Genomic DNA, 26,877 nt, shown 5'->3' with positions numbered 1-26,877 from the left:
CAACGTCATGAAGCCATGGCTTGGTGTTGAGGAGGCGCAGGCTGTTGCCGCGGTTATTGCCTCCGGCTGGGTGGCGCAGGGACCCAAAGTTGCAGAATTTGAGCAAGCTTTCGCTCGGAACCAGCAAGCCAACCATGCGGTGGCCACCAGTAACTGCACCACGGCTCTTCACCTGGCGCTCGCGGTGGCCGGAGTTCAGCCGGGGGACGACGTCGTGGTGCCTTCATTTTCTTTCATCGCAACAGCCAACGCACCAACGTATGTGGGGGCGCGGCCCGTTTTTGCCGACGTCGAACTGGAAACCGGCAATATTAGCGCTGCAACCATTGAAGCGGCGCTGACAGCCCGTACCAAGGCCGTCATTGTGGTGGACCAAGGCGGTATGCCGGTTGATTTGGATCCCATCTTGGCGTTGTGTGATCCGCTGGGCATTGTGGTTGTGGAAGATGCAGCATGCGGTGCAGGTTCAACGTACAAGGGGCGTCCGGTAGCGGCCGGTGCACACATTGCGGCATGGTCCTTTCACCCCCGAAAGATCCTCACCACGGGCGAGGGCGGCATGCTCACCACCTCCAAGGAAGAGTGGGCGCTGCGGGCAGGGCGCCTACGGGAGCACGCCATGAGCGCATCGGCCAAGGACCGTCATTCGGCCCTGCTAGCCCCTCAAGAACAATATTTGGAGATTGGTTACAACTTCCGCATGACGGATATGCAGGCGGCTGTGGGTCTGGTGCAACTGGGCAGGCTTGCCGAGGCGGTAGAGCGGCGGCGCAGCATTGCGGCCAAGTACACGGAGGAACTTCGGCATTTGCCGGGAATTCGGCTGTCACAGGATCCGTCCTACGGGACAAGTAACTTCCAATCATTTTGGTTGGAGGTGCTGCCGGAATTTGGCCGCTCCCGTGAAGACGTCCTGGCCGACCTGGCCCAGGCCGGGATATCTGCTCGGCGCGGCATCATGGCATCTCACCGGGAACCAGCCTATGCGGGTAGGGACACCGGCACGGCGAGCCTGTCCGTGACGGAGCGGCTCACCGAAAACACTTTGATACTGCCTATTTATCACCAGCTCACCGATGCGGAACAAGACCGTGTCATTGAGGCAATGCAATTGGCGGGAAAGAACTAGCCATGACACAACTGATCCTGGTCGCTGCCAGCGGACTAGCCCGCGAGGTACTTGCCTCAACGCGCGCTTCCGGCCTGTTTGACGTGGTCGGGTACCTTGATGACGATCCGGAGCTCGCCGGAGAGTACATTGACGGGCTCCCCGTGTTGGGCAGGATCAGCGACGCCACAGCATTCCCTACGGCCTCTTTTGTCCTGTGCGCCGGCAAGGGATCGGCGCGGGAGAAAATTGCGGGAGCATTGGCGGGCCTGGGTATTGGCAGTGTCCGCTACACCTCCGTGGTGGATAGGACTGCTTTCGTCTCGGAGGGCTCTGTCATTGGCGCCGGCAGCATCTTACTTGCCAACGTAGTTTTGACGGCCGGTGTCAGGCTCGGCAGCCACGTAGTCGTTATGCCCAGCGTCACCTTCACTCACGATAACGAAGTGGATGACTTCGCCACGCTCACCGCGGGAGTGAGCCTCGGAGGAGATGTCAGCATTGGCCGCTGCGCCTACTTGGGCATGAACTCAAGCGTGCGCGAGGGCTGCGTACTGGGGGCGGGGGTCACCGTGGGCATGGGGGCCGTGGTTTTACAGGACATGCCCGACGACGAAACTTGGGTTGGCGTTCCGGCTCGCCGATTGCATGGCCAAGGAATACCGACGGATAAAAATTCTGAGAATGGAAAACACTGACATGGAACAAATTCCACTGGTTGATCTCCAAGCACAACAGGCAGAGATTCTCTCTGAGATCCGTCCGGAGCTGGATGAGGTTCTGAGTTCCGCGGCCTTTATTGGTGGCCCTGCCGTGGGCAGGTTCGAATCCGAATACGCGCGGTTTACGGGCACCTCACATTGCGTTGGTGTTGGCAATGGTACGGATGCGCTGGAACTGGCACTGCGGGCAGCAGGCGTGCGCGCTGGTGGAGAGGTCATCATTCCAGCGAACACTTTTGTAGCCACGGCCGAGGCCGTAGCGCGGATCGGTGCCGTTCCCGTCATTGTGGATGTGGACCCGGAGTATCTACTCATTGATCCAAAGAAAGTGTCCCAGGCAGTCACAACTAAAACTCAAGCAATCCTGCCTGTGCACCTGTTTGGGCAGCTGGCGCCCATGGAAGAGATTCTGGCTATTGCCCAGTCCTTTGAGATTGCCGTCATCGAAGATGCGGCCCAGTCCCAAGGCGCCTCCTACGGAGGAAAAGTTTCAGGGTCCTTTGGGATCGCGGCGGCAACCAGCTTCTATCCGGGGAAGAACCTTGGTGCGGCTGGAGACGCGGGAGCTGTCACCACCAACGATCCGGATATTGCCGCGCAAATCCGCCTTTTGGGCGGGCACGGTAGCAGTGCCAAATACGTCCACGACGTGGTGGGCATGAACTCACGTCTTGACACCATCCAGGCCGTGGTTCTCAGCGCCAAGCTCAAACGGCTGGCACGGTGGAATGCGCTACGCCGGGATGCTGCGGCTAGGTACGGTGAGCTGTTGTCGGAAGTGCCGGCAGTCACGGTGCCGCAGTCCCGCCCGGGCAATACGGATGCATGGCACCTGTATGTAGTGCGGGTAGATGACAGGGACCGTGTGCTGGATGAACTTCACAGCGCCGGCATCGGCGCGGGAATTCACTACCCCACGCCGGTCCACCTGACAAAGGCCTTCTCATACCTGGGACAAGGCGAAGGTGACTTCCCAGTGGCTGAAAGGGCTGCCAGCCGGATCCTGTCCCTGCCGCTTTTCCCGCACATCACACTAGAACAACAGCGCCGGGTCGTGCAGTCACTTGCAGAGACTCTCCGGATGCGGTGAGAGCAATGGCAATTCCTGCCCGGACCAAACCGCCAGTGTTACCCACGCCTTCCCGGGCGCTAGCACTGAGCTTGCTCAACACGGTCATTTCTAGGTTTGGCACCATAGGCATTGGGATAGTTTTGGCTCGCATGCTCGGGCCCGCCCAATTTGGCACTTATGCGATTGCGTTGGTGGCGCTGATAGCAATCCTTAGCTTTAACGAATTGGGCGTCAGCCTGGCCATAGTTCGCTGGCCCAGCGATCCGAAAGAAATCGCTGGAACAGTCACCACCATCTCGGTTCTCAGCAGTACCATCATTTTCATTGGTGCTTACGCACTGGCACCGTATTTTGCGGCAGCAATGGGTGATCCGGGCGCCACAAGCGTGGTTCGGGTTATTGCCACGTGCGTTGTCATCAACGGCACCGTGGCCACACCTGCGGCATTGATGCAGCGGGACTTTCTGCAAGGCCGCAGAATGGTGATTGACCAAGTCAATGTGTGGCTGGGTGCAATAATATCCGTGACGCTGGTCTTTATGGGCATGGGTGCCATGAGTCTTGCTATTGGGCGGGTCATTGCCAGCCTTGTGGCGGCGTTTTTGTTCATCAAATACTCGCCGCTGCCCGTCAGATTTGGCTGGAATAAGGAAAAGATCCATTCCTTGTTGGTCTTTGGGCTGCCCTTGGCGGGCTCAAGCATCCTGGTTTTTGCTGTGGGGTACGTGGATCAGATTATCGCCGGGAAACTTTTAGGGGCGGTGGCTCTGGGACTGTACGTGTTGGCGTTTAACCTTTCCAGCTGGCCCACCAGTATCTTCTCTCAGCCGTTGCGGGGGGTGGCTCCACCAGTTTTTGCCAAACTGCAGCATGACCCGCCCGCCATGCGTGCCGCAATGCTCTCACTTGTGGGGGTTGTGGCGGCAGCCGTGGTGCCAGTAGTTGCTGTGATGGCCGGAGCAGCAGTTCCGCTGGTCACTTTCGTCTATGGCCAGGTATGGGCTCCGGCAGCAGCAGCGCTGAGCTGGTTAGCTGTATTGGCCGCTTTTAGGATCATGTTTGAGCTGGTCTATGACTACCTAGTGGTGCTGGGAATCTCCGGAAAAATCTTCAAAGTACAAATTGTGTGGTTGATCCTCCTAGTACCAGCGCTCTGGGTGGGGGCAACGTGGGGTGGGCTCGCCGGCTTGGCAGCCGCTCCGGTGGCAGTGGCGGCATTTGTAGTGCTCCCGATCTACGTGAAGATGCTGATCAACAGGGGCTTCCGTTTGATTGAACTGTTGGCCAAGGTTTGGTTGCCCGTGGTTGCCGCTATTCCCATTGCAGCCGGCAGTTATCTGGCTGCGAACATTATGGACTCGGCACTGTTGGGCATACTTGCTGCCACTTGTTTGGGCACGGTGGCCATGGTTATTTTGATTTTTGTTCGACGTCGGGACCTGGCTGCTATTCGCAGCTGGGGCAAGTCACAAGTGGAGTCTCTATGAAAATTCTTGTCTACCCTCACGATATGGCCATTGGCGGCAGCCAGCTCAACGCCATTGAACTAGCCGCTGCAGTAAAGGGCCTTGGCCACGAAGTGGTTGTCTACGGGCAGAATGGGCCCCTGGTGGACAAAGTCAAAGAATTGGGGCTTGAATTTCTGCCGTCCCCGGCAGTCCACAGGCGTCCAACACCGGGGATTGTCAGAGACCTGCGCAGGATCGTGAAAAAGCACGGGATCGATGTCGTCCACGCATATGAGTGGCCACCCTCACTGGAGGCAGCACTGGCCTGCACGGGTAAGAGTCCTGCGGTTGCCGTGTCCACTGTCATGTCCATGTCTGTGGCACCGTTCATTCCCAAACATTTGTCGCTGCTCGTGGGGACCAAACAGATTGCTGATCTCGAAAGCAAATTTGGCCGCGCGCACATGGGACTTCTAGAACCGCCCGTTGACACAGTCCTAAATAGCTCAGAAGCTCAACTGGACATGTCCAATTTTTTGGCCCAGGTAGGGGCTGATCCTGAGGTTTTCACCGTCTCGATTGTTTCCCGTCTGGCGCATGAGATGAAATTGGAAGGGATATTGTATGCCATCGCGGCCGTTGAGGAGATGAACAAGGATGCTGCGCTCCAACTTGTCATAGCCGGAGACGGTCCGGCACTTGAGGATGTACGGACTTTTGCGCAGCGAGCTAACGCGAACCTGGGTGTGCAGCGGATTTTTCTCGTTGGGGAGTTGACGGATCCTAGACCGGCCTACGACTGCGCCGATGTGAGCATTGGTATGGGCGGCTCTGCGCTACGGGCAATGGCCTTTGGACTGCCACTGGTGGTGCAAGGCGAGAGCGGATTTTGGAGTCTGCTCTCAGAGGAGTCCGCCCCCACGTTCTTATGGCAGGGCTGGTATGGGGCAGGACCGGGAGCCGGGGATGCAGTGTCCCGGCTGGTCGCGATACTTACACCATTGCTCACTGATCAGCACCTACGTAGTGAGCTAGGGAGTTTCGCTAGAAAATTAGTGGTCGAACGTTACTCGTTGGAGCAGGCTGCTCTGAGGCAGTTGCAATTCTATGAAGAGGCTCGTTCCCGACCACCTATGGGAGTACTGGCGTTAGCCCGGCATTGGGGTGCCTCGAGTGCACGTTTTGGCCGGTACAAACAACAACAGCTCACCGCTCGTTTTCTCGGCAACCATTCACGCGACGATTTCAACGCTCAACCGGTACTAAAGTCCGGCACGCTACCGGTGGTGGTTAGAGGATGACTGCTGATCAGCAACGACTCGTTGTCATGATGCCAGGAAGTCGATGGGAAAATACTAGGGGAACAGATCATAGGCTGGCTGAAGCCTTGTCCAGGCGAACATCGGTTTTATGGGTTGATCCGGCCGTGCCAGTTGCCGGTCCGGCATCTAAGGGATGCCCGCCCCTAAATCCTGGCTACGCCTTAGACGGTTTAAAACCGGGTTTGATGCGCCTTCGGGTTGCTGTTCCACCTGGTTTCACCCGTCCAATGATCCGCGGCTTTGCTAATCGTCTTGTTGGGCGAGCCATCCGCAAAACCCTTGCCAAGCTACCCTTCGATGAGTTCGCAACTATACTGCTCTCCCCCCGCGAGTTTTTTCCTGCAGGCGTCTCTGGAAAGAGGATCTTGCATATTACCGACGACTGGGTGGCTGGTGCTGGCATGATGGGCCTGTCCTGTGCGTCTGTTTCATCGACCTTGCGAACAAACATTGCTGCTGCTGACATTGTTTGCGTTGTATCTCCGGCCTTGGCAGACCTTGCTAGCGTTGGAACCGCTCGCCGGCGTGCCGTTGTTTTACCCAATGGTTGTGCTGTCTTGGCACTGGCGCCAGCCAATGAAGAGCGTCGTGGCGCCGTGGGGTTAGTGGGCCAACTTAACGAACGGCTGGATTTCGATGTGCTTGATGCGCTGGTTAAAAGCGGTGTAGATATTGAAGTGATCGGGCCGCGCCGAGAACGGGAAGCTGCGGCCACCGAACGGCTGGATCGTTTTTTGAACGCCAACAACGTCACTTGGTTTGGTGAGATTCCGGAAAACCAAGTGTTCGCCAAGATGCAAAACATGGCTGTGGGCATCACTCCTTATATAAATAACGAGTTCAACCGGGCGAGTTTTCCTATTAAGACGCTGGATTATTTAGCGGCTGGGCTGCCCGTGGTCAGCAGCGATTTACCCGCCACACGTTGGCTGAACAGTGAATGGATTGAGGTGGCTGAAACTAAAGAGAAATTTGTAGAAATGGTTCGCTGTGCCTTAGATGAACTGCCTACTGAAAGCGACATTGCTTCTCGACGGGCCTTTGCGGGCATGCATACCTGGGATGCAAGGGCCAAGGCAATGATGTCCTTGATTGGAGGCATCCCAGCGTGAGCTTCCAGCGAGAAGTAGATAAAGAAGGCAACAGCACCCATGAACATTTTGCCAGCCCGGAACAGGACGTAGCGATGAATATTGACCATGTGCTGTTGACCCGCTTCAATCTCCCCTCACTTGGCGTGGAAAGCTTGGTACGTGCACAGGAGGGCTGGCTCAGAGATAGACAAATACTATTTGAAAAATATTGTCTGCCAGCAGTTAAGAGTCAAAGTATAAAGAACTTTCAGTGGATAATTTATTTTGACACGCAAAGTCCACAATGGCTCAAACTCCGTATTGCCGAACTGGCCCGTGACGGAGACTTTATCGCCATTTATCGGGATGAAGTACCTCATGCAACGTTACTTGAGGATCTTCGAAGAGTGACAGGTGCCAGACGAGAGGGTCTACTGACCACAAATCTTGACAATGACGATGGCATCGCATCTGACTTTGTGGAACGGCTCCAAAAGGCTGTACAGAATCAAAGCCGTACAGCCATTTACGTTGTTAATGGACTCATTCAACAAGGAAACCGACTGTATTTGCGCAGGGACAAGGTTAATGCGTTTTGTTCGGTGAGTGAATCCTGGACCAGCCCCGTAACTTGCTGGTCAGACTGGCACACTAAGCTCGGCAAGAAAATGAAGGTGCTAGAAGTTGGTGGCACCCCCGGCTGGTTGCAGGTCATCCATACAGGTAATGTCAGCAACCGTGTGCGCGGGCGCCGGGTCGGACCCGGACTATTCAGGGACATCTTTGCTGTCGGTATGGCAGATGCATTAGAGCCCCGGTTTCTAGAACTGGCAAAGGACAGAATAGTGCTTAACCCTGCCCGAGCAACCAAAGATGCTCTGAGGGTAGGCGCTAAAAATGTGGTTCTGGCGTTTGGAGGAAAGGGTGGGCTGGAACGTCTCAAAGTCATTGTGGCAAGAAATAAGCGTGTAGAAGACCAATCGAACAGTGGTAGAGGCATAAATGCGGGATAGAGTAGGCGTCACAGGAAATAATGAGCTGTCGAGGGGGACGGTTATATGTTCGTAAGGGACATGCTTATTAGTTGTTTACGTAGATGGTACTTTCTCGTCATCGGTTTAATTATTACGGGTTTTATCACTTATTTTGCCTTTGTCACCGTCTCGCCAACTTATGAGGCAAAAGGTAGCATAGTCCTGATTCCCCCAGCTGTGGCTGTGACGGTAGGTGACAACCCCTACTTGTACCTCGGAGGTCTGGACCAAGCACTGGGTGTTTTGCAAGTAAAAGTTGTTTCTCCAGAAATAGCGGGACCTTTAACAGATAGGTATCCTGGAGCGAACATAACAATTGCCAAGGATGCTACAACATCAGGGCCTATCATGAGTGTGGCGGTTTCTGCGAACAGCCCGGGTGAGACGATGGAATTATTGCGTGGTGCTATGGAGCTGGTCCCAACTACTCTTGGGCAGTTGCAGAAAGAACTGAACGTACCAGCCCAATCTGTGATCGCTTCCATGACGTTATCAGCTGACCTAGAACCAACAGTAGTAGCGAAAAAACAAATTCAAATGACAGCGATTGCCGCGGTTGGCGGATTGGCAGCCACATTACTACTCACCGGGTTCATTGACAGGCTCATGTCCCGGCGTAGAGAAAAGAAGAACAAGAAAGACGTCAACAGCCCAGACACGCCTTTCGGTCCCATGCAGTTGGTTGCAGGGCAGGCCCCGCAGAGCGAGCCGCTGGCCGTAGATGACACGGGCCAACCAAACAGGCCCGCTGCTGAGCGGGCGACTCGTCGCAGCGGTAAGCGACAACACGTACCGGAAGCTGACTCCGACGACGTCGAATCGTCCGCAGACGTCGGCACATAGCTTGCAAACGGCACAAGTTCGCAAGGGTAGGAGCTGGTTGAAAGAGCTCCCACAACCCCATAAATTGCAGCCTTGGGATGCTATCTCAGTGCTGACAATTTACTTGTTTTTATTGTTGGCTATTCCTTCTGACCGCGGTATTGGTGCACTTGGAGGGGCTGGAGCTCCTTCCACCATTTTTGGTCTCGGCATGCTCCTGTGGTGGGTTTGGCATCATGTTCGCCGCATTCGACCTCATGAGTTCCGTCGGCTACAGCCCATAAGGATCACGTTCCTAGGTTTTGTCCTTGCCGTCCTCGTCAGCTATGTTGTGGCCGCTTCGACGTCGTTACCATTCACGGACCAAAATTCATCCAACATGGTGTTGCTGAACATTGCCTCATATACAGGCGTTGTTCTGGTGGCCAATGACGGTATCAATGACCGCGAGCGTTTCTTGGTCTTCCTGCGCAGGTTGTCATTGGCCGGGGGACTGTACGCTGTCCTTGGATTGGCCCAGTTCTTCACCGGCCACAACATTGTCGATGCCATCCAAATTCCTGGGCTGGCATCGGGTGGTACCGGGGGAGTTGACACCCGCGGTGATTTTGTCCGTCCTGAGTCAACGGCACGGCATGCCCTCGAATACGCAGCTGTGTTATCCATGATTCTGCCCATTGCACTGACTATGGCTATTAGAGAATCGCACCGTAAGTTGTTTCCCAGGTGGTTTCCCGTTGCAGCAATCTTCATGGCGGCATTTCTATCGGTGACAAGGTCAGCACTCTTGGGGATCGTCGCCGTACTACTGCTGCTCATCCCCACGTGGGAAGCCGCCGTAAAGAGGATGGCGCTTTGGGCCGGGCTGGCCGGTGTTGGAGTCCTGTACGTGGTGGTTCCGGGACTGAGTGGGACAATCATTGGCATGTTTTCTGGCAATGATCCCAGCGTGGATTCCCGAACGGATAGCTATTCCGTGTTGGGTGGATATGTTGGAGTTTCGCCTGCCTTTGGGAGGGGGCTGGGTACCATGGGACCGCAGTACAGAATTTTTGACAACCAGTACATTGGTTTCCTCATCGAGATCGGGATCGTTGGAACTGCCGTATTCGTGATCATGGCGTTGACTGCCATGATCACAACGTTTCTGCGCAGGCGTGGGCCTGACCCGCTAATTGGAGCACTGGGGCCGGCATTATGTGCGGCCGTTATGGCCGGTGCATTATTGAGCGCCTTCTTTGATTCCTTCCACTTTCCACAAGCTATGGGCATGTATTTTCTCATTGTGGGCCTCTGTGGTGCTCACTGGAATTTTCGCCAAGCTAACCTAATCACGTTGGAAGATCCCTTGAAGCACGGGGCAGATACCCATGAGAATACGGGTGCTCGACGCATCGGGGGGGCTTTGAAACGACGGTGGTATGTTGCGGTGCTGGTCCTACTTCTATTTGTCCCACTTGGCTTCTCCGTGAACAACGTTCACGGAAGCTACTACGCTAAATTCAACATCGACTTCCAGGCGCCACCCGGAGCCACCAAAAGCAACGCATTGCGCACTGAGGCCTCATCGATCGTCAACTATGCTGCCATCATTCAGCGCCTTTATGAGGCCGGGCACCCCAACGCGTCAGTGCTTCCGACGACGGCGCCACTTTATGGCACCGGTTTGCGGGATGCCGTTGCTGTATATTTGCCAAGCGCCGGAGGGCAGTGGCAGACGAACTTTAATAGCCCCACAATAGTTGTGGAGATCGTCAAGGACTCTCCCGAAGCCGTAGAGGAAACGGCGGAAGAAGTGACTGCAGCCATCACAAAACTGGTGCTTGAACCGCAAGAGACAATGGGTGTCTTGGATAAAGCCAGAATTTCCAGCGAACGGCAGCCTGCCGTCATCGGTGTGCAATACATTCCCGTCCGAGCCAAGTACGCGATCGCAGTGATCGGGCTTCTGGCAATAGCCGTCTCTATCGCCTCGGCAGTAGTTCTGGACAGGGGCGCACGTCACATTCGCCGGCTGAGAAGCGGACGAAAAACAGCTCGGTTCACGCACGATTAGGACCGTTTCCAGCCACCCCGCGGGGTGGCTGGAAACGGCCCTAATCGTGCGTGAAGAGGATTACTTTATCTTGTAAATATGGTAACTAAACTCGCTGGAAAAATTGTCGGAGAATTTTCCATCGGGACCAACTGCGATGCTTCGATTCTCATCGACTACTTCAACCGAGTTCGCCTTGAGCCCCTTGGGCAGGGTGAACGCCCGGTTCCCCGGTGATGAACTGCCATCGACCATGGCAAATACGTACGCAGATCCGTCATAGGTCTTGAGCATGGTGTCCAAACCAGGACCAAAGGAGTATTCATAGGACTGACTATTGAGCACGGGGGCCAGTCGCTTGATCTGGTTGTTAACGGTGGTGGCTGCATCCACTTGAGCTTGACCGCAAAAGTTCTGCGTAACCTGTGACTGCCGGATCAGGCTGCCACCTTGGCAAGGCCCGGAGAGGCTCTGGTTGAAGTACACCAAACCCCGTGCCTCGTTGATAATTGAGCTCATGACTGAGCCTTTCAGCTGGCCGGCAGAGACATTGGCTGTGAAGGGGCCGCCCCCGGGGCCGCCATTGAGAAGCTCAATAAACTGCCACGGAGCCTGTAACTTCCCATCGGCGGCATCCTGCTTGCGTAGGGACTCCATGGTTTTCCCGTAGCTTGATGCCGTACGGCAGTTTTCTTGATTGACAGGGGTGATGTAGTTCTGCCGGAACGGTGACCAGTCGCAGAATGGAATCGTGTACCAGTACATGTCAAGTGAAACTGCGTCAGTGTAGTCATTGACAAAAGCCTGGGAGTCCGAGGCCTTCATATCATTGCTGATAACCATTTGCGTGAAATTGGAGTAATTGAAGCGTCCATTGCCCGCGTTCTTATCCTTCAAATCCTGCAGGACCGCACGGCCTTCTTCAGGTGTGAATCGACCATCAACTTCATCGTCAAGAAAGTTACCCACCCAGTTACTGCTGGCTTCGGTGAACGTACTGTTCAGTTTTCCGCCAATCCAGAACAGATCATTGTCTTTGAACAAGCTGTACGGAGTGTTGGAGTCCATGCCAATGTAGGTGTTGATACCCACTTTTTTGTCATACTGGGCTTCGGCGTTGGAGCTTATCCCGTTGTACCAAGCAACAATCGGGAAGAATGAGGGATCAGACCACCCGGCATCATTTGCATGCTTGAACTGTTTCCAATAACTAGCCCCACCTTCCCACGGGATACGGGGGAGGTCCAAGGTTGCCGGCACAGCCCCGGGTGTTGTTGGCTCAGGCTTGGGTTCGGGTGTGGTTGTTGGCTCCGGCTTGCTTGTTGGCTCAGTTGTTGGAGGAGCAGAAGTCGGCGCGGTAGTTGGAACGGGTGCCGGAGTGGTTGGCACGCTCTCACCTGCCGAGGGGGTGAAAACAACGTCAACAAAGTAGTTGCTATTTTTGTAAGTGGAGGTGGGCAACTCTCCGCCAGTGCCATAGGCATACACGCCACCTTTGGCATGCAGTGTTAATGGTCCACGGGTCTGACTTTGGTCCAGGCCGTTTTCTTCAACTGCGTAACGGCCCATGGGAGCGATATAAGAAGCAACGTATTTTTCGTTCTTCGAGATTGCCACCGGGGTCGTGAACTTTACAGTTTGCCAGCCGGCAGTGGTTCCCTGTGATGCTGGCAGTGTTGCGGTGGCAAGATTCTCACCGGTTGTTGACCATAAGTTGACTACATGAGGCCCCTCGTTAACTGGGGTCCAATAGAATCGAATTGCTGAGACTACTCCGGCTTGGCTGCTGGAGAATGTTGAGCCAAGCTCAACTGATCTCGTATCAGGGTCAACCAGGGTCTGTGGTACCCGGTTATCCAGAGCAGAAACTTCGGAAACTAGTTCGGTAGAAGCTGTTGTGGGAGGGGCTAGCAGCATGGGCATCAGCAACGCCAATGCCGCTACTGAAGCGAGGGTGATTTGTGAACGCTTGCCGCGGAAGAATTTGCCTTTGGCAGGCAAATCCAGGCGCGCGAGCGCTATCTTCTTTTGCATTATGGGATAGTCCTGAAGGGTTGTCGTTTCAGACCAAGACGTTCTCCCCCGTAACCAAATCGTAACATGTAAGTCAATGGGAAAAGCAACTGTAGGTCCAATTCGGTTGGCCTGTCAGTGGCTTCCCCGGCTGCTTTCATCACGGTCCCAGCCCCCGCTCGTCGTCAGGGATTTACTCTTTTGAAGCTTGCCCATAACAGCCAAGGAACCATACACGCCCGCGTCCAGGGCGGGCTGAAAACCGTTCACGGAGCGCAATAGATTGCCAAGCCCGCTGCTCTGACTTGACCCGGCTTTCAGTTCGTCCTTGCCACGATAAATGCGCCGCAGAGTCTTGATCAGTTCCTTTGACGATGTGGGGGTGCGCACCACTAAGGGCACTGTTGCCAAAATTGCTTTCTCCAGCCCGGTGAAGAGCGAATCCACGTACAGGTCATCCGCGGTTGCCGAAGGAAACATCGAGAAGCGTTGATGTCCTGCAGCATTCACGGCGTAAGCGCCGGCGCCCCACAGATGTTCCTGCAGGGCGGGTATGCGTGCCCGGGCACGGTAGTACGCCCTGACAAAGAAGCTGCAGCCGGTGGTGTCATATGAAAACGCCGGCCGGGCCGAAAACGTATTGGGATTCTGTAGGTGCTCAAACACTGCGGCCAAGGCTTCGGTGGTGGCTTCAATGTCAGCGTCCAGGTACAGCCTAGGCCAGCGAGTGCACAGAGCGTCGGCCGCATTGAGCGAGGCGGTTTTTGAGGGTTCCGCCAGCTCCAGGACTTTCACGCCAGGGAACGATCGGGCAATGGCTGCTGTTGCATCAGTGCAGCCATTGCACGCCACAATTACTTCGATGGCACCGGACTCTGCCAGCGCAGCTAACGGCTGCAGTGTTCTGGCAATGACAGCGGCTTCATTGTGGGCGGGAATGATGACTGCCCCGTCGGGAAAGGGAGCCGGCGCAGATGTTCCAGCCGTCACTGCCGAGGAAGCAACCACGGCCTGGGGAAGTTTATCCCAGCGCGTCAGCCCGGCGAGGGCCAAACATGCCTTGCGCTCGCCTGCTTTGTAGCTGCGTGCCAAAGCTCCAGCGGCGGTGATGGTACGGATACCTGCGCTGTAGGCGGCGGAGTGGTGTGCACTGGCATAACGGACACGGTTTACCGCCATGAGGGCCACCAGCGCTGCGGAGGCACCGGAACCGCCCCTACTGTGGACCATTGTTGCCCCGGGTTCAAACCAAACGCTGCGACCGCTTTCCCTCATTCGGCGGAAGTAGTCAGTTTCCTCGGAGTAAAGGAAGTAGCGTTCATCCCAGTCACCCACTTGGGCCGCGGCTGTGCCGGAAATGAGGAGTGCCGCCCCGGTGGCCCATTCAATGGCGTGTGGGTAGTGGTAGCTTTCCGCGCAGTAATCAATTTCGGATAACCAGTCCGGGCGCCCTGTTGCCCTGCTGCCCAGAACTGCATCACCGACGGCTCTGAGCGAGCTGGGCTCACGGCGCAGCGACGTGTACGTGGTGCCGTCATCGTCCAAGAGTTTGGGAACCACAATACCGGCGCCGCTTTGGCGCATCCTGCCCCTGAGGGTTTCAATAGCGCCCGGAAGGACCCTTAGATCGGGGTTGAGGACCAGCACATCCGCGTATGGTCCGGCTTCACGAAGTGCTGCATTGATGCCGCCGGCGTAACCTAGATTCCCGCCAGTTTTGACAAGCACCACGTCAAAATGATCGGCTACCAGCCCGATCGTCCCGTCGGTGGAGCCATTGTCCGCAACAACTACTTTGAGAGACTGTCCCTTGGTCTCGGCCCGCAGGCACTCCAGCAGGGGAGAGATATCTTCGGCGTTGTTGTAGGTAACCACAACAACACTGACATCAGCTAAGTTCTCTTTGGCCACAAAACAACCGGCCTGTGGTGCTTGGGTTGCTTGGGTTGCTTGGGGCGGGAGCCCGTTTGTGGACACAGCCTGTGTCAGCTTGGAGGTGGCAGCTGACCACCCCGCGAGTGGTGGAATTGCGGGGGAGAGCTCCACGGTACTGTCCCGCTTCATACGCAAATAAGCCTGCGGGCCCTGCACCAAGTACCGGTTGGCCAGGCGGCGCGGTTCCATGGCCAAACGCCAGGCCCATTCCATCCCTGCCGCGGAAACGGCTTCCGGAGCTCGCTTGATTCGGTCGGCCAAAAAATCCACAACAGCACCAAACGCCAGCAGAACTGGTGCGCCTGTCAGTGCGCCGTACTGGCTAATCCATAGTTCCTGACGGGGCTTTCCCAAACCAACCACTAAAATGTCGGTGGATGTCAGAGCTATCTCTTTGGCGAGTTTGGTGGAGAGAGCGGGGGAGGCCAGCTCGGCACGCTCAGGAGTCCACCAGCCGGAAACTTCCAGTGTGGGTCTGCGTTCGGCCAGCTTGAGCTTGAGGAGCTCCTGCGTGTGTTCGCTGCCGCCAAGGAAGCCAACACGTAGCCCTTCCAGCTCGGCCTTATCCAGCAAGGGATCAATCAGGTCACTTCCGGCCAGTCTGGGCCATTCATGTCCCGTGAGCTGCGCTGCTTTTGTTCTCAGGGGGGCACCATCCAGCAGTGTTAGCCAGCCGACGGTACCAGCCGGGTCCAGGCTGCCCTCCCAGCGGCCCCCGGCACCAAAGTGCAGGATGTGATCAAGGTTGGCCGAGGCAACACCCAACGGCTTATCCCGTGGCCCAGCTGCGGCAGCGATGATCTGTGCAACGGCGTCATTGAAGGTGCGTAGATCCACTGCTGCTCCGCCAATGACAGCGCTGCCAGAAAGCGTAGCGTCAGCGTGGACAACGTTTGGCGTGCTGCGAATGCGCCCGTTGCCGCCAGTACGCCCGTCATGTTGCTGTGGCGCCGGGGACAGTGTGCGGGGACCGCTCAGCCGGCCTTTTGTGCGGACTGCACCCGGGTTCTGTACAAGGTTGATGCCAAACATTCCGACCCCCATTTGGTCCACTGCGGGCCGAGTGTTCGGCCCTTGCAAAGAGCAAGGTCCCCAGGCGTGGATAGCCTGCGGAGTTACTGCTCTACTGGGGACTTTAGGGAGGGAAAAATGGCGCGGATAGAGTGAGGTCTTACCCGAATTTTGGGCGCGATACTCGCCCCTGGTGGGTGGATCTACCTACATTAGGCGTGTAGCGGTACTCACTTTGGAGAGGGTGGCCTGCATGTCCGCGGACACCAAAGCAAGTGGTGGTCCTAGGGGTTGAGCTGGCTGCCAGCCAGGGCCACAATATGTTCGGCAATGGCCATGGAGGAGGTTGCTCCGGGGGAGGGTGCATTGCGTACGTGCATCACGCGGCTGCTGCCTGTAATGACGAAGTCATCAACCAGCGATCCGTCAAAGTTCATCGCTTGGGCGCGGATGCCTCTGCGGTCCCGCACCACATCGGCCACGGCAAGTTCGGGAACATAGGCGCGCGCAGCGTCAACAAACGCACGCGTGCTCACCACTGTTCGAGCTTCACGGAAGGCAGCGGGGAGGTTTCCGGCCGCAAAACGCCAGAATCCACTGAATAAAAGCACATCGGCCAGGTCAGAGGGGGATACTTGATGGCCCCGGTAGGCCTCACGTCCGCCGGCCAGAAACGCGTTCGGGCCCACCATAATTTCCCCGTCGATCCGCTTGGTTAGGTGCACACCAAGGAAAGGATATTTAGGGTCCGGGACCGGGTATATCAGCCCGTTTACCAGGGCCCGTTTGGCGGGACGGAGCAGAAAGTACTCACCAAAGAACGGCACAATCCGCGGGTTCTTCTCATCGCCTGAGGTCACAGCCAAGCGGTCGGATTGCAAGCCTGCACAGTTGATCACCAGGTCAAATGACTCGGTGGCGCCGTTGGCGGTTACGCTCGATTGAGCTCCCCCGTCCAGAATTTCTGTAACTTTATGTGAAAGCCGCACAGTGCCGCCGGCATCGGTGAAATCCGCAGCAAGGGCCACTGTTACCGCCTTATAGTCGGTGATGGCGGTGGTGGGGGAGTGCAACGCGGCCACTCCGCGTGAGTGGGGTTCAATGATGGCCAGTTCAGTGTGGCTGATCAATCTCACTCCGGGTACGCCATTGGCCACGGAACGTTCAAAAATCGAGTTCAGGCGGGCCCTTTCTTTTTCGTCGCGGGCTACCACCACCTTCCCGCATTCATCAAAGGGCACGACCCGTCGTGCTGCGAGTTCACGCAGTAGGTCCCCGCCACGGCGGCAGAGGCGTGCTTTGAGACTCCCGGGTTCGTAGTACAGCCCAGCATGGACCACTCCGCTGTTGTGCCCGGTTTGATGGCCAGCTAGTTCAGCCTCCTTCTCATACAGGACCACCTCTGAAGCGGCGCCAGAAAGTAAGAGTTCCCGAGCCACCGCCACCCCAATAATTCCGCCGCCTACCACGCCGGCCCTGATCTTTTTCATACTTCTCCACTTTCATTAGGCTGCTTTATGAACTCAGCGTAGCGCCGGTCACCCCTGCAGCCGTGAACTGTCAGTCATACACGGGCCAGCTAAGGTAAGTCACCCCTGAGATGCCGCAACGCAGCAATGATGCAACAATTAGGTGAAATGGGTGTGATGTATTTACTCTCGCACCCGGCGGCGGTCCCACGGCCGGTTGTTGCTGAAGCCAAAGTTGCTGAATCTATCAAGGAGCGTCTGTTTTGATGCCACACCCTGTTGACCATGACGGTCCCATGACAAGCACTGAAGTCCTGCGCATCCGCAATGATTTCCCGATTTTGGCGCAGGAGGTCAACGGAGAGCCGCTGGTGTATTTGGACTCCGGTGCCACGTCTCAAAAGCCTATAAGCGTCATGGAAGCTGAGCAGGAATTCTACGAGCAGCGCAACTCGGCCGTGCACCGCGGTGCACACACTTTGGCCGTGGCAGCAACGGATGTTTTTGAGGACTCTCGGGCAACAGTGGCCAATTTCCTGGGCATAGCGGAAAACGAGCTGGTGTGGACGGCCAACGCCACCGCAGGGCTGAACTTGCTGGCCTACTCGTTTGGTAACGCAAGTATTGGTGAGGTGCCCGCCCAGGCGCGGCAGTTCGGCGTCGGGCCTGGGGATGAAATTCTTGTCACCGAAATGGAACACCACGCAAACCTGGTGCCGTGGCAGGAACTGTGCGCTCGCACAGGCGCGTCCCTGAAATTCATCCCCATCAACAATGATGGCACTTTGGATATGGACGCCGCAGCGCAACTACTAACCGAGCGCACCAAGGTTTTTGCTTTCACCCACGTCTCCAACGTCACGGGCGTCATCAACCCGGCAGCAGAGCTCACCGCAATGGCCCACGCCGTGGGCGCACTGGTTGTCCTGGACGCTTGCCAATCGGCACCTCACATGGCGTTGGATCTGCAGGCCCTTGACGTTGATTTTGCTGTGTTCTCAGGACACAAAATGCTCGCTCCCACGGGCATTGGCGGCCTTTATGGGAAGGCCGCGCTGTTAGATGTGCTCCCACCCTTTTTGACAGGAGGGTCCATGATCACCACTGTCACCATGGAAAAGGCCGAATACCTCAAGGCGCCACAGCGGTTTGAAGCCGGCACGCAGCCCATCTCCCAGGCTGTAGCGCTGGCAGCAGCCGTGAATTACCTGCATGAGACAGGCATGGACCGCATCCATGACTGGGAAGCTGCACTGGGGCAGCGCTTGGTCAGTGGACTTGAAGCCATCGAAGGCATCCGGGTGCTGGGACCGGCTTCGGGCATCCCGAGGGCTGGCTTGGCCGCGTTTGAGGTGGCAGGGGTTCATGCGCACGACGTCGGACAGTTCCTTGACGCTTCAGGGATCGCCGTGCGAGTGGGGCATCATTGTGCCCAGCCGCTGCACCGCCGGCTTGGCCTTTCCGCCTCAACCCGGGCGAGCACGTATTTGTACAACACCCCCGAGGAAGTGGATGTGTTCCTTGAGGCAGTTGCCAAAGTTCGTCCCTACTTTGGTGTGAGCGGAGAATAAAAACATGAGTTCAATAGATTCTCTTTACCAGCAGATCATTTTGGAGCAGGCTAAAACCCGCCACGGTGCCGACCTGCCGGCGGACCAGCTCCAGGTCAGCAATTTACCGCAGGGGGTGGGCCAGTGTCATCAGCTCAATCCCGTGTGTGGTGATGAGATCACGCTGCGGGTGGAAACATCCTCCGAGCCGGAGACTTCCAGGAGCATCTCCGGCATCCACTGGTCGGGGGATGGCTGCTCCATTTCCATGGCATCGGCCTCGATCCTCAGCGAACTGGCTATTGGCTTACAGGCGGAGGAGCTGCAGGAGTTGATCGAGAACTTTCGGGAGGTTATGCGCTCCCGCGGCAAACTGGCAGGGGATGAGGAGATCCTAGGAGACGCAGCAGCACTTTCAGGGGTTTCCAAGTTCCCGGCCCGGGTCAAGTGCGCCATGCTGGCATGGGTTGCGGCCGAGGATGCCCTGATGCAAACAGCTTCCTGACGCAAACGGCTCAACGTTCCTTGATGTGTCAGGAATGTTTCCGAGTACTCGCTTTTCCGCTGAACTACTTGTTTCTGCCACTACTCTTGTGCTGCTCTAGCACCGGACCTAATCTCAGGTAAAGTCCAAACCCGTTGTGGGCGGGTGCCATTGTGATGGGGTGGCGGGCAGAGGAATAGAGCAAGGGCGTTACAGCAGCTATGAATGAATCACATGCACGTCTCAGCAGTATGCGTTCCGGCGGTGCCGCGCCTTTGCTTGGGCGCTCAAGGTGGCTTGTGGTGGTGCTGGCCGCATTGCTGGCGTGGGCCATGGTTGGGGTGAGTTTGATACTCGGTCCAATCTCGGAGGCACTGGCTGCGGATCCCTGCGGCGCCGGGAGTAACCCGATTTCTTGTGAGAACAGTAAACCCGGCACGGACCCGTCCGTTTGGGATATCTCTGGGGCGGGGGATGCAGACATTCAAGGGTTTTCCACCGACATCAGCGTCAATGTGGGCCAAACCATGGGCTTCAAGATTAAGACCAATGCCTCGAACTACAGCATCGATATTTACCGCACTGGTTGGTACCAGGGGCTAGGCGCTCGCAAGATCACCACCATCAACCCCTCAGCCGCCCTCCCTCAGACCCAGCCGCAATGCCTTTCTGACGTGTCAACGCAACTCTACGACTGTGGAACCTGGGGGCTCTCGGCGTCGTGGGCCGTCCCGGCCAACGCCGTATCGGGTGTTTATATTGCCTTGTTAAAAAGGAAAGATAATGGAAACACCAGCCACATCACGTTCATTGTCCGGGATGATTCCAGCCATGCGAAGGTAGTCTTCCAAACCTCAGATCCAACCTGGCAGGCCTACAACACCTACGGTGGCGCGGACTTTTATCAGGGGGCATCCATTGGCCGTGCCTTCAAGATCAGTTACAACCGTCCTGTTGTCACCCGTGGAGATGTTGACGGCCGGGATGCTTACTTCGCCAGTGAATACGCAATGGTGCGGTTCCTGGAACAAAACGGTTATGACACCACTTATATTGCCGGTGTTGATACGGACCGGCATGGCAGCCTGCTGACCAATCACAAAGTGTTCCTCTCAGTGGGCCATGACGAATACTGGTCCGGCGCGCAACGCGCCAACATCACGGCAGCGGCAAATGCTGGGGTGAACTTGCAGTTCCTCTCCGGCAATGACGATTATTGGAGGACGCGGTACGAACCCTCCGCCACGGATAACACCAGCTACCGCACCATCACCTCCTACAAAGAGACCTGGTCAAACGCCAAAATTGATCCGGCACCGGAGTGGACTGGAACGTGGCGGGACCCCCGGTTCGCTTCCCCTGCCAACGGCGGCGGCATGCCGGAAAATGCACTCAGCGGAACCATCTATATGTCCAACTACACCGACCTTCCGGTGACAGTGTCCGCCGCTGAGGGGAAGACCCGGCTCTGGCGGAACACGGCACTGAAGTCGCTGGCCGCAGGAACCAAGGCCGCACTAGCCCCGCACACGGTGGGCTATGAATCCAATGAAGACCTTGACAACGGCTTCAGGCCAGCAGGCCTGATCCGGCTCTCCACCACAGTTGGCAGCACACCCCAATACCTGCAGGACTACGGAAATGCTGTTCTGCCAGGAACCACTACCCACAACATCACCCTGTACAAGAACGCGGCCGGAGCTTTGATCTTCTCTGCCGGCAGCGTGCAATGGACCTGGGGACTGGACCAAACACACGACGGCGCAGGTGCTCCGGCAGATCCTCGAATGCGCCAGGCCCAGGTGAACCTTTTTGCGGATATGGGTGCGCAGCCGGCAACCCTTGACCCCGCACTTGTGGCAGCAGCAGCCAGTACGGACACCACCGCTCCGGTGGTTGTTATCGCTAGCCCGGCCAATGGTTCGGCAGTTATCAATGGCGCCAAGATGACGCTGAGCGGAACGGCCACGGATAGCGGCGGGGTAGTGGCCGGCGTCGAAGTTTCCACGGATGCGGGTGCCACTTGGCATCCCGCCAGCGGAACAAGCAACTGGACTTACAGCTACGTACAGCATGGAATCGGCACTCAAAATATCCTGGTACGCGGCATCGATGACAGTGCCAACTATCCCACCACGCCGAAAAAACTCACCTTGCAAGTCAACGGTCCGTACAGCGTTTTTGGCAATGACGTGCCAAAGAACGCAGATTCAGGTGATGCTGGGTCAACCGTTCTTGGATTGAGATTTAGCCCAACCCAAAACGGATTTATCTCAGGGGTGCGCTTTTACAAAAGTGCAGCCAACACAGGCACCCACACAGGTAGTCTGTGGAACTCCTCTGGAGCTGAGCTGGCAACGCTGATATTCGCGAATGAAAGTGCCAGCGGCTGGCAGAATGCCAAGTTTGTTACCCCTGTGAGCGTCACGGCAGGGCAGAGTTATGTGGTCTCCTACCAAGCTCCCAAGGGGCATTACTCCTACGCCACCGGCTACTGGGACTACAAGGGGATTACGGCTGCTCCGCTGGCAGCCGCGGGCGGGTTCGGCGCTGCACCATCCGGTGTTTATAACACCAACGGCAGCTTCCCCACAGACAGTTATGAGAATAGTAACTACTTTGTGGATGCCATCTTTGAAACAACCGACACCTCCCCGTTGGTGGCTACGGGCCAGGTGCCGGTTGGTGGTGCTGGCAGTGTGGGTGTTTCTACTCCTGTCAGTGCTGTGTTGTCTAAGGATGTGACGGCGGGCAGTGTGGGGATCGTGGTGAAGACGGCGGCGGGGGTTTCGGTTGCTGGTTCCACCTTGTATAACGTGGCTACGCGGACGGCGGTGTTTACGCCGGCGGCTGCGTTGGCCAAGGGCACGGTGTACACGGCAACACTGAGTGCTGCTAGTGCTGGGGGTGGGATTACTGCTGGTGCTGTGTGGTCGTTTACAACTGTGAAGCCGGATACGGTTGGCTGTCCGTGTGGTTTGTATCAGGACAGTGCTGTTCCTACTGTGTTATCGATTGCTGACGGGACGCCCTTGTCCTTGGGTGTGAAGTTCAGTGCGGCTTCTAATGGCACTGTCACTGGGGTGAAGTTCTACAAGGGGCCTGGGAATACGGGTACCCATACCGGTTACTTGTATAAGGGAGATGGGACGTTGCTGGCTTCGGCGGTGTTTGCCGGTGAGTCCACTACTGGGTGGCAGAGCGTGATGTTTGCAACTCCTGTAGCGCTCACTGCTGGGACTGAGTATACGGCTGCGTATAGCAATCCGGTGGGTACGTATTCAGCGACACCGGGGGCGTATGGTGGGGACGTTAATGTTGGTCCACTGCATGTGCCTGCGGGTTCGGCGGTGTACGCCTATGGTTCCAATTATCCGGTGAACGGATCCTCTGCCAGCTACCTGGTTGACGTCATCTTCACGCCAGTAGCAGCACCCCTGACACTGCTCAGCCAGTCACCTGTCCCAGGGGCAAGTGATCAGGCCGTGGATGCGGTTGTGAAAGCAACGTTCTCGGCACCGCTGGCGGCTGGCTACACGGGGAAGTTGAAAAACGGGGCCACGGTGTTGGCCAGCACCACGGCATTATCTGCGGATGGGAAAACACTGAGCGTGACGCCCGCAGCGGCGCTTCCGGCGGGCGCCACCATTTCCGTGACACTGGGCCAGCTTGTGTCCGCCGAAGGGGCGGCACTGGCGGATGCCACATGGCAGTTTGGTACCGCAGATGGCTCGGCAACACCAAGTAATTACTCCATGTTTGGTGCGCTTGTGCCGGCCACGGCAGCCAACGCAGATGATCCAGCAGCTATTGAATTGGGTGTGGCGTTCACACCCTCCATAGCCGGGAGCGTAACCGCCATCCGGTTCTTCAAGGGTTCAGGCAACGTGGGCGCGCACACAGGCTCCATCTGGAGCGGCGCAGGTGTCAGGCTGGCCACAGTCCAGTTCACGTCTGAGACACCAACCGGCTGGCAGACCGCCACCTTAGCCACGCCTCTGGCGCTCACGGCTGGAACCACCTACACGGTCTCCTACTATGCACCGAACGGGCGCTACTCATCCACGGGAGCATTCTTTGCGGCACCGTTCACTCAAGGTCCGTTATCCGTGGCCGCCAGCAGCAACGGCCGGTACTTTTACGGAACTGGTGGAGGCATGCCGGTCAACAGTTGGAACTCCAGCAACTACTTTGTTGATGTGGTGTTCTCTGTGCCGCCAGCACCCTAGCGAACAACGGACGGCGACCACGCATGTTCAATAAACAGGGTGGGAGCCCCGCCAGCAGTGGCAGGAACCAACCAAACATCACTGTCACCAACTGCGCCGGCGCGGGGCAGACCATAAAGAAGGCTCGCATTGTCAAGCCACTCCACCTGATCGTCCACACTTCGAGTTTCCGCCAAAACAGTTTCTAGATTTGTCGCCAAGTCCAGGACAGCAATATTCCAAAGTGGATTGGGGCCAGGGACAGTGTTCTTCTTATAGGCAATGCGGGTGCCATCGGGGGACAGCGACGGGCACTCAGCAGTTTTCTGAATGGAGGTCAGAGTCCGTTTGGCCAGATCCCCGCGCACCAGCCACGTGTTTGTCCCGCTGGCTGCCGTGGCGTAGAAAATATTGTCATCCGCTGAGAACGTGACGCCCCACAGGTTCCTATCCACGGGGGCAATGGGGTCACCATCAACAATCAAAGCGAAATCTTCCAAATTTCCAAAGTCTCCACCCGCGGCCTTGGCAATGACTGTTGCCGTTGAAAATCCTGCCGGGGCATAGGCATGGCCGGTGACAAAAGCCGTGGATGCAACCATTTCCCCGTCGGGGGAGACCCTTGTCCGGCTGGGAATGCCAGGTAACGGCCAGGCCCGTTCTTCCTGCCATGTGGCGTTATAGACCGCAGCTTCAAAAGTGGTGACGATGCCGGCGTTGGTGCGCAGACAAGCGTTGGTACCACCGGCGGAATAGACGCGATCACACACCGCTTCGGTGACCTGGCGTGGACCGTCCGGATTGCTCAGGGGCACCGCTGCAACGTGTCCGTACCCGGCGCCTGAGGCGGTATTTCGAAAAACCACGTGAGGCACTGACGGGTCAATTGCTCCGCTCGTGAGCGTTACTGAAGCGGGTGCGCTCTGGCGTTGCTGGTATTGGATGAATGACCACACACCATAGCCGATGGCTAGGGCCAAGGTTATTGCGGTGATACTTAAAAGCCACGCCCAGCGCGCCCGGGACGTCACAACGGAACCTGTGTTGGCTTCAATCCGCGCACTAATAAGACTGCGCAGGGTATTGCTAGGGCCAGAACAATGGCGGCCAATAGGATTGCCTGTTGGCGGCCCAAAGCAAACCACAGGATTCCAAAACCAACTGAGGCCACAAGCCTGGATAGCGCCACCACTGTTTGTGCAGCGGCGATCCCGCTAGCTCTGCTGGCTGGTGTTGAGAATTGGCCAGCCAAAGCGGCTAAGACTCCGTCTGTGGCAGCATAAAATATGCCCAGAAGAAGCAGGCAGGCCAGCGTTGCCCCGGCACCGGTGGTGGGCAGTGCCGCGCAGAGGTAGGCCGCCAGCAGAGCTCCGTGTCCCACAATGAACAAGCGCATTCGGCCCCATTGATCTGCCAAACGGCCCAACGGTATAGCCAGCACCAGGTAGGCCACGTTGGTTCCAACATAAAGCAGCGGGAACCACTGGGTTGCAAAGGATGCCCTGCTTTGCAGAACCAAGTAAATGAACCCATCCCCTATGGTCACCAGACCAAAGATGGCAGCCACCATCAGTAGCCTGCGCATGCCTATATTGTTCAAGTCCGCCCACCGGAACGGGAGCCGGCGGGCTTGCGGGCCGGCCGCGGCAACCGCAGTCTCCGTTGTAGCAGAAGAGGCTTTGGCGATAATGGCAGCACGTTGTTTTCTGCCCGGAACCATCAGGCCCAGGACAGCTAGCCCAATGACACCGCAGGCAAGAGAAGCAACAAAGACTGCGTGATATCCATTCGGGATCAGCAAGAGCACAACGAACGCTAGCAATGGGCCAATCGTGGCACCTACGGTGTCAAGCATCCTGTGCACACCGAAGGACCTGGCTAGATGCTCAGGCTGGGCGGCATCCGAGATCATCGCATCACGGGGACCAGTCCGGATGCCCTTGCCAATCCGGTCCACGGCAATGACGGAGGTGATTGCCCCGAAGCCAGTCGCCACCAGCAGCCCAACTCGCGAGACGGCGGATAAGCCGTAACCAAGAAAAGCCACCAGTTTGTGGTGGTCTGAGCGGTCAGCTGTCCAGCCAGCGCCAATACGCACCACCGCGCTGATCCCTTGGTTTATACCGTCCAGAAAACCGTAGGCCACCATGGTCAGTCCCAAAGCGCCGGTGATGTACAGCGGCAGTATGGCACTGACGGATTCGGAGGAGATATCAGTGAAGAGACTGACCAGTCCAAGTGAGATGATGATGGGCGATACTTTAAAGACAGTGGACGCGCGGGCTGGCATTTCATCTTTGCCGCCACGGCGATCCGAAAAGGAAAGATACATTTACTGGGTTTCCCTATTTTTCTGCGTGAAAAATGCCGAAGACGCTGTACTCCGTGCCGCCGCTGGGGTGTGGTGTGGCTGTAACGGTGATTTTATCCGTGCCCCGGGTGAACCACATGGCAGTTGCACCGGTGCTAGCGGGAGCCTGGGCTGCACTTAATCCCAGAGCGGCAAACTGCTTTTGGTAAAATGCCATGACGCCCAGCGGTTCGGTGGTGGTGCGGGCAACGAGGCTGACCTGAAGAATTGATCCTTGTGGGCTCACCGAGCTACTTTTCAAAGCCGAAGCTGGTTCGGTAAGAATCACGGCGGAGGGAAAACCGTCAACAAGCTTCCCGTTGGCGCTGGCCTCGGGCGGAAGCGGTGCCTTGATCAATGGCGCGTCCACCCGAGATTTAGGCAAAGTTGGATTTGTGGGTTGCCCAACAGGGGGAATTACTTCAAGCGGTCTTTTGGGGTCTGGCGTCGCGGCGGGAGCCTTGGGGTTAGCCGGGGCGGGCACTGCTGCATTGGTGGCCGGGGCTGGTTTGGGCTCTGATTGTTGGCTTGGAGGGGCAATGGTGGAAACAGCAACCTGTTTTTCGTCGGACTGACCAGGCAATAAATTCAGGACCACTGCCAAAGCAATAATGATCACAGCAAGACCCAAACCGGCAATTACCAGAATACGTGGTTTCATCATTGTTCCAAGTCTGTTGGTTCATGCTCCCACCAATAAATAAAATGACCGCTCAATTGCCGGGCCACCTTATATTCTTAGCTTAGCCCGGCCGCTTCCGCGGCTCTAGAGCTAGGGGCAGAAGTTAATCCGTTCGCAATGTGAAGAGACCCTAGATTCTATTGTGTTTGATTTTTCGGTGTATGGATTTCTAGCTTTTCTGCGGAGTTAGCCCACGCGTCTGGCGCCTGCGTAGAGCCCACACGAACAGTACAAGTAGCGCACCAAGGAAGGCTCCGGAGGTGTTGGCCACAATGTCGCTTAGGGCGGGTACTCGTTGGGGCAGAAATGCTCCCTGAGCCAACTCCACGGCTCCCGAGACGGCTGCTGCAATGACAACGCTAAAGAACCATAGGCGGCGTGGCAGGCGCAAGGTTAAAATAACGCCAAAGGGGACAAAGAGCAGAATATTGGCACCGAATTCAATTTTGCGGTAGCCAACAAACCATTGTGGTAATCCGTGGGCGTGCAACCACTCAATGACATGAGTCAGTGCGCTATCAATGGGCCTGTCCACAGGG

At 56.8% G+C, this 26,877-nt stretch carries 19 protein-coding genes; 12 read left to right on the top strand and 7 right to left on the bottom strand.

The features are described 5' to 3' along the window. Nucleotides 1–7 precede the first annotated feature (7 nt). From QMG40_RS08180 to QMG40_RS08140, 9 genes are all read left to right on the top strand, one after another. Nucleotides 8–1,129, top strand: coding sequence for a DegT/DnrJ/EryC1/StrS family aminotransferase (locus tag QMG40_RS08180; RefSeq protein WP_283530857.1), 1,122 nt, complete (start codon nt 8–10; stop codon nt 1,127–1,129). A 2-nt stretch (nt 1,130–1,131) separates the two neighbouring features. After that, a complete protein-coding gene (locus QMG40_RS08175) occupies nt 1,132–1,806 on the top strand; it encodes an acetyltransferase (RefSeq protein WP_283530369.1) in 675 nt (224 codons plus the stop codon). Beyond that, nucleotides 1,793–2,920 carry a DegT/DnrJ/EryC1/StrS family aminotransferase gene (locus tag QMG40_RS08170; protein ID WP_283530367.1) on the top strand — a complete coding sequence of 376 codons (1,128 nt, stop codon included), beginning with the start codon at nt 1,793–1,795 and terminating at the stop codon, nt 2,918–2,920. The genes QMG40_RS08175 and QMG40_RS08170 overlap by 14 nt, the downstream gene beginning before the upstream one ends. 5 nt (nt 2,921–2,925) lie before the next feature. Next, complete coding sequence (locus QMG40_RS08165; protein ID WP_283530364.1) at nt 2,926–4,389, top strand: oligosaccharide flippase family protein; 1,464 nt, start codon at nt 2,926–2,928, stop codon at nt 4,387–4,389. Continuing rightward, nucleotides 4,386–5,651: a glycosyltransferase gene (locus tag QMG40_RS08160; RefSeq protein WP_283530362.1), complete on the top strand. Its 1,266-nt coding sequence runs from the start codon at nt 4,386–4,388 to the stop codon at nt 5,649–5,651. Before QMG40_RS08165 ends, QMG40_RS08160 begins: the two co-directional genes overlap by 4 nt. A 206-nt stretch (nt 5,652–5,857) precedes the next feature. Further along, complete coding sequence (locus QMG40_RS08155) at nt 5,858–6,784, top strand: glycosyltransferase (RefSeq protein WP_283530360.1); 927 nt, start codon at nt 5,858–5,860, stop codon at nt 6,782–6,784. Further along, on the top strand, nt 6,781–7,758 hold the full coding sequence (locus QMG40_RS08150; protein WP_283530358.1) for a glycosyltransferase: 978 nt from the start codon (nt 6,781–6,783) through the stop codon (nt 7,756–7,758). Before QMG40_RS08155 ends, QMG40_RS08150 begins: the two co-directional genes overlap by 4 nt. Nucleotides 7,759–7,818: 60 nt before the next feature. After that, nucleotides 7,819–8,622 (top strand): YveK family protein, encoded by an 804-nt coding sequence (locus QMG40_RS08145; RefSeq protein ID WP_283530356.1) that lies wholly within the window; start codon nt 7,819–7,821, stop codon nt 8,620–8,622. An 88-nt stretch (nt 8,623–8,710) separates the two neighbouring features. Next, nucleotides 8,711–10,657: an O-antigen ligase family protein gene (locus tag QMG40_RS08140; protein ID WP_283530353.1), complete on the top strand. Its 1,947-nt coding sequence runs from the start codon at nt 8,711–8,713 to the stop codon at nt 10,655–10,657. 60 nt (nt 10,658–10,717) lie between these two features. Here the strand turns inward: QMG40_RS08140 and QMG40_RS08135 are convergent, their stop codons facing one another. The 3 genes from QMG40_RS08135 to lhgO form a co-directional block, all read right to left on the bottom strand. After that, entirely contained in the window at nt 10,718–12,670 is a 1,953-nt protein-coding gene (locus QMG40_RS08135; protein ID WP_283530350.1) for a DUF4082 domain-containing protein, read from the bottom strand. 114 nt (nt 12,671–12,784) lie between these two features. Continuing rightward, on the bottom strand, nt 12,785–15,616 hold the full coding sequence (locus tag QMG40_RS08130; protein WP_283530348.1) for a WecB/TagA/CpsF family glycosyltransferase: 2,832 nt from the start codon (nt 15,614–15,616) through the stop codon (nt 12,785–12,787). Between the two features lie 263 nt (nt 15,617–15,879). Continuing rightward, nucleotides 15,880–17,085, bottom strand: coding sequence for an L-2-hydroxyglutarate oxidase (gene lhgO, locus QMG40_RS08125; RefSeq protein ID WP_283530346.1), 1,206 nt, complete (start codon nt 17,083–17,085; stop codon nt 15,880–15,882). 245 nt (nt 17,086–17,330) lie between these two features. Between lhgO and QMG40_RS08120 the strand changes: the two genes are divergently transcribed. The 3 genes from QMG40_RS08120 (at nt 17,331) to QMG40_RS08110 (ending at nt 23,327) form a co-directional block, all read left to right on the top strand. Then, nucleotides 17,331–18,635 (top strand): cysteine desulfurase, encoded by a 1,305-nt coding sequence (locus tag QMG40_RS08120; RefSeq protein ID WP_283530344.1) that lies wholly within the window; start codon nt 17,331–17,333, stop codon nt 18,633–18,635. Between the two features lie 4 nt (nt 18,636–18,639). Continuing rightward, entirely contained in the window at nt 18,640–19,119 is a 480-nt protein-coding gene (gene sufU, locus QMG40_RS08115; RefSeq protein WP_283530342.1) for a Fe-S cluster assembly sulfur transfer protein SufU, read from the top strand. 200 nt (nt 19,120–19,319) lie between these two features. Then, on the top strand, nt 19,320–23,327 hold the full coding sequence (locus tag QMG40_RS08110; protein WP_283530340.1) for a DUF4082 domain-containing protein: 4,008 nt from the start codon (nt 19,320–19,322) through the stop codon (nt 23,325–23,327). Here the strand turns inward: QMG40_RS08110 and QMG40_RS08105 are convergent. From QMG40_RS08105 to QMG40_RS08090, 4 genes are all read right to left on the bottom strand, one after another. Continuing rightward, nucleotides 23,324–24,337: a hypothetical protein gene (locus QMG40_RS08105; protein WP_283530338.1), complete on the bottom strand. Its 1,014-nt coding sequence runs from the start codon at nt 24,335–24,337 to the stop codon at nt 23,324–23,326. The two genes, QMG40_RS08110 and QMG40_RS08105, sit on opposite strands and share 4 nt — an antisense overlap. Further along, on the bottom strand, nt 24,334–25,638 hold the full coding sequence (locus tag QMG40_RS08100; RefSeq protein WP_283530336.1) for an MFS transporter: 1,305 nt from the start codon (nt 25,636–25,638) through the stop codon (nt 24,334–24,336). The genes QMG40_RS08105 and QMG40_RS08100 overlap by 4 nt, the downstream gene beginning before the upstream one ends. Before the next feature lie 13 nt (nt 25,639–25,651). Next, complete coding sequence (locus QMG40_RS08095; protein ID WP_283530334.1) at nt 25,652–26,320, bottom strand: hypothetical protein; 669 nt, start codon at nt 26,318–26,320, stop codon at nt 25,652–25,654. Nucleotides 26,321–26,507: 187 nt separating this feature from the next. After that, nucleotides 26,508–26,873, bottom strand: a complete 366-nt coding sequence (locus QMG40_RS08090; RefSeq protein WP_349361609.1) for a VanZ family protein — start codon at nt 26,871–26,873, stop codon at nt 26,508–26,510. Nucleotides 26,874–26,877: the final 4 nt, after the last annotated feature.

The sequence above is a fragment of the Arthrobacter antibioticus genome (assembly GCF_030063205.1).
Taxonomy (GTDB): domain Bacteria; phylum Actinomycetota; class Actinomycetes; order Actinomycetales; family Micrococcaceae; genus Specibacter.
Note: the sequence above shows the minus strand (reverse complement) of the source record. Positions and strands in the feature narration are given on the sequence as shown.

Bases quoted from the DNA above. Each gene is read 5' to 3' on its own strand.
- QMG40_RS08180 (WP_283530857.1), top strand. From the start codon at position 8: ATGAAGCCATGGCTTGGTGTTGAGGAGGCGCAGGCTGTTGCCGCGGTT.
- QMG40_RS08175 (WP_283530369.1), top strand. From the start codon at position 1,132: ATGACACAACTGATCCTGGTCGCTGCCAGCGGACTAGCCCGCGAGGTA.
- QMG40_RS08170 (WP_283530367.1), top strand. From the start codon at position 1,793: ATGGAAAACACTGACATGGAACAAATTCCACTGGTTGATCTCCAAGCA.
- QMG40_RS08165 (WP_283530364.1), top strand. From the start codon at position 2,926: ATGGCAATTCCTGCCCGGACCAAACCGCCAGTGTTACCCACGCCTTCC.
- QMG40_RS08160 (WP_283530362.1), top strand. From the start codon at position 4,386: ATGAAAATTCTTGTCTACCCTCACGATATGGCCATTGGCGGCAGCCAG.
- QMG40_RS08155 (WP_283530360.1), top strand. From the start codon at position 5,858: ATGCGCCTTCGGGTTGCTGTTCCACCTGGTTTCACCCGTCCAATGATC.
- QMG40_RS08145 (WP_283530356.1), top strand. From the start codon at position 7,819: ATGCTTATTAGTTGTTTACGTAGATGGTACTTTCTCGTCATCGGTTTA.
- QMG40_RS08135 (WP_283530350.1), bottom strand. From the start codon at position 12,670: ATGCAAAAGAAGATAGCGCTCGCGCGCCTGGATTTGCCTGCCAAAGGC.
- QMG40_RS08130 (WP_283530348.1), bottom strand. From the start codon at position 15,616: ATGTTTGGCATCAACCTTGTACAGAACCCGGGTGCAGTCCGCACAAAA.
- lhgO (WP_283530346.1), bottom strand. From the start codon at position 17,085: ATGAAAAAGATCAGGGCCGGCGTGGTAGGCGGCGGAATTATTGGGGTG.
- QMG40_RS08120 (WP_283530344.1), top strand. From the start codon at position 17,331: ATGCCACACCCTGTTGACCATGACGGTCCCATGACAAGCACTGAAGTC.
- sufU (WP_283530342.1), top strand. From the start codon at position 18,640: ATGAGTTCAATAGATTCTCTTTACCAGCAGATCATTTTGGAGCAGGCT.
- QMG40_RS08110 (WP_283530340.1), top strand. From the start codon at position 19,320: ATGAATGAATCACATGCACGTCTCAGCAGTATGCGTTCCGGCGGTGCC.
- QMG40_RS08100 (WP_283530336.1), bottom strand. From the start codon at position 25,638: ATGTATCTTTCCTTTTCGGATCGCCGTGGCGGCAAAGATGAAATGCCA.
- QMG40_RS08095 (WP_283530334.1), bottom strand. From the start codon at position 26,320: ATGATGAAACCACGTATTCTGGTAATTGCCGGTTTGGGTCTTGCTGTG.